The sequence below is a fragment of the Deltaproteobacteria bacterium genome, assembly GCA_003696105.1.
Classification (GTDB): Bacteria; Myxococcota_A; Polyangia; order Haliangiales; family J016; genus J016.
In genome coordinates, this window is sequence record RFGE01000225.1 from 1 (window position 1) to 8,066 (window position 8,066).

At 72.3% G+C, this 8,066-nt stretch carries 6 protein-coding genes; 2 read left to right on the top strand and 4 right to left on the bottom strand.

Annotated features, from left to right (window positions below):
• The 4 genes from D6689_15000 to D6689_15015 form a co-directional block, all read right to left on the bottom strand.
• The coding region (locus D6689_15000) for an insulinase family protein (GenBank protein ID RMH40017.1) at positions 1-2,606 on the bottom strand (2,606 nt) is incomplete at its 3' end.
• On the bottom strand, positions 2,606-3,634 hold the full coding sequence (locus tag D6689_15005; GenBank protein RMH40018.1) for a hypothetical protein: 1,029 nt from the start codon (positions 3,632-3,634) through the stop codon (positions 2,606-2,608). The genes D6689_15000 and D6689_15005, both read right to left, overlap by 1 nt.
• Before the next feature lie 109 nt (positions 3,635-3,743).
• Positions 3,744-4,799, bottom strand: coding sequence for a mechanosensitive ion channel family protein (locus D6689_15010; GenBank protein ID RMH40019.1), 1,056 nt, complete (start codon positions 4,797-4,799; stop codon positions 3,744-3,746).
• A 30-nt stretch (positions 4,800-4,829) separates the two neighbouring features.
• Positions 4,830-6,530, bottom strand: a complete 1,701-nt coding sequence (locus D6689_15015) for a M3 family oligoendopeptidase (protein RMH40020.1) — start codon at positions 6,528-6,530, stop codon at positions 4,830-4,832.
• Between the two features lie 124 nt (positions 6,531-6,654).
• On the opposite strand from D6689_15015, the gene D6689_15020 reads away from it, so the two are divergent.
• Both D6689_15020 and D6689_15025 read left to right on the top strand, forming a co-directional pair.
• Positions 6,655-7,041: a response regulator gene (locus tag D6689_15020; protein RMH40021.1), complete on the top strand. Its 387-nt coding sequence runs from the start codon at positions 6,655-6,657 to the stop codon at positions 7,039-7,041.
• Positions 7,042-7,123: 82 nt separating this feature from the next.
• On the top strand, positions 7,124-8,066 hold a 943-nt coding region (locus D6689_15025), incomplete at its 3' end, for a serine/threonine protein kinase (protein RMH40022.1).

An 8,066-nucleotide genomic window follows, 5' to 3' on the forward strand; every position in this document is an offset into this window, starting at 1 on the left:
ACGTCGGCCGCGCGCGCGCGCGGCCCGGCGTCGAACGCGCCCGCCGTGAGGAGCGCGGCCAGCCGCGCGCTGCTCGCGCCGGCCGACCGCACGCGCTCGACGATGCGCCGCCGGGCGCGCAGGAACGCGTCCTCGAGGCCAGCCCCCGTCGTCGCCATGCGCGCGACGGCCATCACTTCTGCGATCGCGTCCGCCGCACGGTCCGCGTCCACGTCGCCCGCGATCTCGAGTGTGCCGGTGCCGGCGATCTGCCGGTAGTCGACGGTGATTCCGTAGCTGGCGCCGAGCACCTCGCGGATCCGGCGCGCGCGCTCGTCGAGCGCTTCCGCCAACACCTGCATGGCTGCGTCGGTCTGCGCATCCGCGACGGGCATCGCGAATGCGTAGGCCACTCCCAGGGTCGCGGATCCGTCGTCGCGCACCGCGAAGGCGCGCAGCGGGGCGGGCTCGATGCGCGCGACCGGAGGCGACGGCGGGGGCGCGGGTCCGGCGGAAAATGCGCCGAACAGGTCGCGGGCAGCCGATTCGATCACGTCGGGGTCGAACTGCCCCGCGACGATGAGTACGGCGCCGCGCAACCCGCGCCCACCGGCCGCGAACGGCTGCAGGTCGGCCACCGACAGCCGCTCGACGAGGTCGGCCGTCAGCGCCGTCTGGCGAGACAGCGGGTGCCGCGCGCCGTACAGGGCCCGCAGCACGGCGGCAGACAGGCGCGCCTGCTCGCGGGCGTCCGGCGGCTCGCCGGCGCGCAGCCGCCGCAGCAGGTCGACGCGCGCCTTCTCGGACACCTCTGCCCGTTGCGCGTACAACCCAAGCTGAAACAAGGATGCCTCCACCCGGTCTGCGGGTGCGCGGATCCGCCAGCCTGACCATCGCCGTGTGGCGATCGGCGTGACCGTGCCCGCGAGAAAACTCCAGCGCCACGCAGCGTAGCGGTCGACTGGCTCCAGCGTGTCGAAGTCGGGGCGCGCGAGCGAGGTCGCGACGGCGACCGTACCGGGTTTGTCGGGCGGGTCGTGATCGATGCCGATCGGGTACAGCAGCCTCAGCTCGACCACCGGAAACCGCGTGGTCGGCGCGAGCACGACGCGAAGCCCATTTTGGAGCGAGAAACTGCGAATCGTCGGTTTCCAGCGCTGCGCCGGCACCGGAATGTCGCGTTCGAGATCCGTTCGATCGACCGCGGGCAGCCACGGAGCCGCGTCGTAGCGGGCGCGGCTTTGCTGGATCGACGGGGCTGCGGCGTCGGCGTCGGAAGTCGGCACGACATAGAAGATCCGCGTCGACGCGCGCTCGAAGCCGCGCAGGCGGTCGAGCACCCGATCTGGCGGGACGTGGGCGCGCCGCCGCAGTGCGTCGTACGCGCTGCCCGCCGCGCCGTAATGGCAATATTCGCCGAGCACGCGCGCCCGGGCGTATACGTCCTCGATCGAGGACACGAAGTCGGTGAGGGAGTCGGTCAGCAGTCGGATCGCCAGCCATCGTTCGCCGTCGTCGCGCGCGATTCGCCGGACGAGGGCGAAGAAGCGGTCGACGGCCGGCTCGAGCGCGTTCGGGTCGTCGACCTCGATGACGACGGCTTGCAGCGGCGCGCGTTCGCCGCCGAAGCGAAGTACTTGAGCGTCGACAATCGAGTCGTCGTCGCCGACGAGGCGGTACAACTCCTGATCGAGGACGCGCTCGGCGATGTCGTCGTGGCTGGCGACCTCGTCGGTGATGATCGTGGCCGGGCGGACGATGACCGCGAACGGTCGTTTCACCGGAAGGCGGTAGCGCGTGCTGCGGCCGTCGAAGCCGGGAGCGTGCACGTTGGCGCGCAGCGGTGCCGGCGGCTGGACGATGTTGCCGAACGCGCTCCGGATCACCGCCGCCGCGGCCCGCGGGTGGACGTTGCCGGTCACCACGACCAGCGCGCGGTCCGGGCGGTAGTAGCGGTCGATGAAGCTGCACACGTCGGCGCGGCTGGCCGTGCGGATGGACGCCTCGTCGCCGCCGGGCGGGTGGCCGTACGGGTGCGACGGGCCGTAGATGTCGGCGAGCAGTTGCTCCATCAACGTCGCGTACGGGCCGCTGCGCCGGCGCAGCTCGCTGATCACGACGTCTTTTTCGCGCTCGAAGCGGGCGTCGTCGATGTCGGCGCAGGTCGTCCGCATGCGCTCGGCCTCGAGCGTCAGCAGCTGCGCGAACTTCCCCGCATCGGCGACGGTGTCGTACTGGGTGCTGTCGGCGGTGGTCTCGGCGTTGAACCACAGCGCGACGGCGGACAGACGGTCGAACAGGGAGGCGCCGTCGCGCGTCTGCTCGAACATCATGTGTTCGACCAGGTGGGCGAGGCCGGGCCGGCCGGGCGGATCCTCGGCCGCGCCGACGGCGTACCGCACGCTCACGTGGACGAGGTCGGTTTCGTTCTCCGGGACGATGATCGCCGCAAGCCCGTTGGGCAACTGGAGCGGATGCAGCGGCAGGCGGAGCATCGTGGGGGCCCATTCGGCGGGCGAGGACGGCCGCCAGGCCGGTAGCGACCGCGTCGCCGGGGAGCCGCCGCACGCGGCCGTCGCGACGGCCGCGGCCGCGCACGCCGCGAACGTCGGGCGCGTCGCGCGCATCAGAACCTGCCTCCGAGAGACAGGACGGCGCCGCCGGGCGCGGGCGCGACGGCGAACGTCGCCGCCGTGCCGGTCGCCTTCGCGGCGCCGCCGGTGGCGCGACGGTCGGCGGGCGCCGGATGATCGCGCAGCAGCCACCACGTGGTCGCGATCGCGAATCCCGCGCCGACCCCGAAGGCGACGTACGCGCCGCTGCGCAGCCGGCCGACGCGATCGCGGCGGCTGCGCAGCTCGTCGCCCTGGACGAACCGCTCGTTCCCCTCGGTGCCCGCGGCTCGGAGGAGGAGGCCGGCGCCGATACCGGTGGATACCAGGGCCGCGCCGTAGCCCCACACGGCGAGGCTCGCATCGCGCCGCTCGCGCCGGTACGTGCGCCGGCTCGCGTCGACGCGCGCGTGCGCCCGCACGCCGCGCTGGACGACCCGGTCTGCCATGCGCGTGCCGTCGGACGAACACAAAATGGCCGGCGGCGACACCGTCACTCGGCGTCCGGCGGCGCCGGTCACCTCGCCGGTCCACTCGCCGCACCCGGGCCGTTCGGCGTGGACGACGTGGCGGCCGGGCGTGGTGAACACGGACGTCTGCGCGCCGGTCACGGCGATCGTGTCGCCGTCGAGCCAGAAGGCGACCCACGCCCCCGGCTCTTGATCGCCGCGGTCGACGACGAGCTCGAGCCGGCCGGCGCGCAGCCGGCGAATGACGGCGCGAGCCCGGGTCGCCGCCCGGGCGTCACCGGTGTGTTCGGCCACCGCCTCCGCCGCGCGCAGCCACGCGACCGCGTCGCCGATGCGGCCGGCGCGTTCGGCGCATCGGGCGGCGGAGACGTAGTCGTCGCCGGAGGAGGACGCGCGCGCTTGCACCTCGATCGCCGCGCAGTCGTCAGCCGCGCCGCCCGGGTCCGACGGCGCCGGAGCCTCCGCCGACGGCGCCTCCCGTGTCGGCGAGGGGCGTTGCGAGACCGTTTGCGCCCGGAGCACGGGCACCCGTCCGAAACAACCGATCAGGATCAGGAACGCTGCACGTCGCATGGGAGAGGGATGCCTGGACGCTAACGCAGACCGCTGCGCCTGTCACCCCAAAAATGCGGCGCGCCGGCGACCGGCGCTCGTCCCCCGCAGCCGTGCGGCGCGCCGGCGCCTACCGCGGCATCTCCTTGATGTACACGTCGTGCTTGCTGTACGGGATTTCGATGCCGGCGGCGCCGAGCGCCTTGTACACGCGCACGTTGAGCGCGTCGGTCACGCGCCCGCGCGCCTCCGGATCCTCGATCCACACGAGCAGCTGGTGCACGAGCCCCGACGCGCCGAACTCGCGGAAGCGGACGCGCGGCTCCGGGTCGGCGGCGATCTCGGGGTGGTCGGCGCACGCCAGCAAGACGTCGCGCACGCGGTCCACATCGGATCCGTACGCCACCTCGACGGTGATCGCGATGCGCTGTTTGACCGACGGGCCGCCGGTCTCGTTGACGATCTTGGACGCGCCGATCACCGCGTTTGGGATCGTGATCTCCACGTCGTCGCGGGTGAGGATCCGCGTCGACCGCAGGCCGATGCGCGTGACCTTGCCGCGCAGACCGCCGTCGAGCACGATGAAGTCGCCGAGCTTGTAGGGCGCGTCTGCGACGATGAAGATGCCGGAAAACAAGTTGGCGAGCGTGTCCTTGGCGGCGAAGCCGACGGCGATGCCGACGATGCCGGCCGATGCCAACCACGCGGTGACGTCGATGTCCCACGCCAGGAACATGAAGTACACGGCGAGCCCGCCGACCCCGATCTTGACGAGCATGTCGAACACGGGCAGCGTGCGCGGTTGCACGACCGAACCGTCTCGCGCGGTGCGGCTCATCGAGTCGAGCACGGCGTGGCCGATGCGGAACGCGGCCCGCGCCCACACCCATACCGCGACCGTCTGCAACAGCGAGTGCGTGACGCTTCGTACCCCGTCGTCGAGGGGCGCGACATCGGCAGCCCGCGCGAGTCCGAGGCACAGCACCGTCATGAACAGCGGCTCGCGCAGGGCACCGACGACCACGTCGTCGAGCGTGGTCGCCGTGCGGGCGACCAAAACGCCGAGCGTGCGCGCGAGGACCGTGCGCGCCAGCGCCGCCGCGACGATCGCGACCGCGACGACGACGGCCGCGCGCGGCCACGGGTTGGCGAGCGCGCGCTGCACCCAATCGACGATTGCGTCCATCGCCGGCTGCCTCCCGTCGTGCGGCGACCGCTACAGGCCGAGGTAGGACCGGATGAACCCGGTCACGTCGCGCAGCACCTCCGGGTCGAATGGGCTGCGCAGCCTTCCGGCCTCGAGCATCTCTGTAAACGATACGCTGCCGCCCACCTCGCACATCGCGACGTAGTCGCGCAGCGCGGCGTCGCGGTCTCGCTCCGCGCGCATCCACACCTGCGCCGCGCACACGAACGCGAGCGCGTAGTCGATGTAGTAAAACGGCACCTGGTAGATGTGACCCTGGCGCTGCCAGATCGTGCCTTGGCCCAGGTACGGCAGTAGTCCGCCGTAGTCGCGGTAGGGCAGGTAGCGGGCTTCCATGTCCAACCACCGCGCGTTGCGCTGCGGCGGCGACAGCGACGGGTCGGCGTAGATCTCGTGCTGGAAGTGGTCGACCGCCGCCATGTACGGCAGCATCGCGATCTCGGTCTCGACGTGGATGCGCCGATAGCGGTCGGCGTCGTCGCCGAAGAACAGCTCCATCCACGGGTAGGTGAGAAACTCCATCGCCATGGAGTGGACCTCCGCGGCCTCGTAGGTGGGGAATGCGTATTCGATGAGCGGCTGATCGCGCGCCGACCAGCACTGGAACGCATGCCCGCACTCGTGGGTCACCACCGCGACGTCGTGGTCGGTTCCGTTGAAGTTGGCAAACACGAACGGCACGCCGTAGTCGGCGAAATTCGTACAGAAGCCGCCGGGGGCCTTGCCGTCGCGGAGTTCGAGGTCGAGCAGCCCGCAGTCGTCCATCATCGCGAAGAACGCGCCGACGTCCGGGTGCAGTTCGTCGTACATACGGCGAGCTGCCGCGACGATCGCGCGCGCGTCCCCGCGCGGCCGCGGGTTGCCGCGTACATCGAACACCGGCTCGTCGTGAAACAGCAGCGGCTCGACGCCGAGCCTGCGCGCCTGCGCGCGGCGCAGATCGGCGACCAGCGGCACGACGGCGTCGCGTAGCGCGTCGCGGAACACCGCCACCTCGTCGGGGCCGTAGTCGGCGCGCGACATCAGCTTGTAGCCCAGCGGCGTGAACCCGTCGTAGCCGAGCGCCCGGCCCATGTGGTCGCGCAGCGCGACGAGCCGGTCGTAGATGCCGTCCAGGTCGCCGGCGCGCGCGGCCAGGAACGCGTCGCGCGCGCGCTGCGCCGCCAATCGCGTATCGCGGTCGGCGTCGGCGAAATAGCGGGCGATGCCGCTGAGGCTCAGCTTCTGGCCGCGGAAGTCGACGCCCGGCTCGGACATCAGCTCCTGATAGCGGCTCGTGAGGCGCGCCTCCTCGGCGAGGGCGTCGCGAATCTCGGGGGCGAACGTCACCGCGGCGCACTGTTTGAGCCGCAACAGTTGCGGGCCGAAGTGCCCCGCGAGGGCGTCCCGGTGCGGGCAGTCGAGCAGCGCGCGCGCGTACACCACGTCCAGTTCGCGGCGGAGCGGCGCCGTCTCGTCCCAAAACGCCTGCTCGGCCTTGCGCGCCGGATCGCGGGTGTCCTGCTCGTAGCGGACGGCGGCGATGTTGTAGGCGGTGTCGACCCGGCTGCGCAGCGCATTCCACTGCGACACGGCGGCGATGGCGTCGGCGGCGGTGGCGGCGCCGGTGACCGCGCCGGCCAGCGCGCGCGCCTCGGCGGCGACCGCGTCCAGGTCCGGGCGCCGATAGGCGCGGGCGATGTCGTCGAACGAACGTGCGGGTGTGCGCATCGGCGGGAACCTACCACGGGGCGCCGTTCGGTCGCCGAACGATCGCTCGCCCGCGGGAGCCCGCGGAATCGCGACGGAGGCCGGCTCGGCCGCGGCGGCACCGTGGTAGGCTGATGTGCGACCGATGAGCGCCGCGGACAGGGCAGGGGCAACCGTGTTGGTGGTGGACGACGAGTCGGGGATTACCGCGATGCTCGCCGATCGGCTGTCGTTCGCCGGCTACCGGACGCTCGTGGCGGAAAGCGCCGAGCGCGCCATGTCCCTCGTGCGCGCGCGCTGTCCCGACGTGATCCTTACCGACCTGTACATGCCGAACGTCGACGGCGCGGAGTTCATTCGGCGCCTGCGCGACGAGGGCTACGACGTGCCGGTCATCGTGATGAGCGCCGGCATCGAGGGGGAAATCGCCGCGATCCGCGCGCAGGCCACCGCGTTTTTGGAGAAGCCGTTTCACATGAACCGCGCGGTCGAGGCGGTCGATCGCGCGCTCGGCATCCAGACCGAGTCGTGACCCGTCGCTAACATGCGGGCACCCACCGCCGCGCTCGCGGCGGCGGCGCGCAGATCGCCTACACTGGTCCGGGGTGTCGAGATTGGAACGCAGGGGGGCGAGCGCCGACGGCCGCTTTCAGCTGCGCGCGCGGCTCGGCGAGGGCGGGATGGGCGTGGTGTACGAGGCCTTCGATACCGAGTTGTCCACTTCCGTTGCGATCAAGACGCTGCGCACGCTCACCGGCGACGCGCTGGCCCGGTTCAAGCACGAGTTCCGCGTCGCCCGCGCGTTCGCGCATCCGAACATCGTTCGGCTCGGCGAGCTGTTCGAGCAGGACGGCGAGTGGTTCTTCACGATGGAACTGGTCGACGGCTGCGACTTCCTCGAGCACGTGCGCCCGGGGTCGACGCACCGGCTGGCGGTCACGCCGGGGCTGGCGCCCGATGCGCCGCCGGCGCCGGCCGGCCAGACGGCTCCCGGAACCCTGGACGAGGCCCGGCTTCGCGATGCGCTCATCCAACTCGCGCGCGGGCTCGGCGCACTCCATTCGGCCGGCATCGTCCACCGCGACCTCAAGCCGTCCAATGTGAGGCTCACGCGCGACGGGCGGCTCGTGCTGCTCGACTTCGGCCTGGTCGCTGCGGTAGACGGCGGCAGCAGGCGCGCCGATCGCGTGGTCGGCACGGCGGCGTACATGGCGCCGGAACAGGCGGCCGGCAGGGGGGCCGTGCCGGCGTCCGACTGGTACGCGGTCGGCGTGATGACCTACGAGGCGCTCACCGGCACGTTGCCGCTGGACGGAACGTCGCTGGAAATGTTGATCGCGAAACAAACTGGAGACCGCATCGCGCGACCGCGCGACGTGGCGCCGGGCGTGCCGGTCGACCTCGACCGGCTGTGCATGGATCTGCTCGATCCCGACCCGGCGGCGCGGCCCGGCGCCGCCGACGTGCTGCGCCGCCTCGGCGCGCCCGGGCCGGCGCGGTCGCGCGCGCCGGCGGCCGACGCGCCTGGCGGCGCGCGCCGGCGGCGCGGGCTGATTG

Excerpts from the sequence above, each read along its gene's own strand:
- D6689_15005 (RMH40018.1), bottom strand. The coding sequence starts at position 3,634 with ATGCGACGTGCAGCGTTCCTGATCCTGATCGGTTGTTTCGGACGGGTG.
- D6689_15010 (RMH40019.1), bottom strand. The coding sequence starts at position 4,799 with ATGGACGCAATCGTCGATTGGGTGCAGCGCGCGCTCGCCAACCCGTGG.
- D6689_15015 (RMH40020.1), bottom strand. The coding sequence starts at position 6,530 with ATGCGCACACCCGCACGTTCGTTCGACGACATCGCCCGCGCCTATCGG.
- D6689_15020 (RMH40021.1), top strand. The coding sequence starts at position 6,655 with ATGAGCGCCGCGGACAGGGCAGGGGCAACCGTGTTGGTGGTGGACGAC.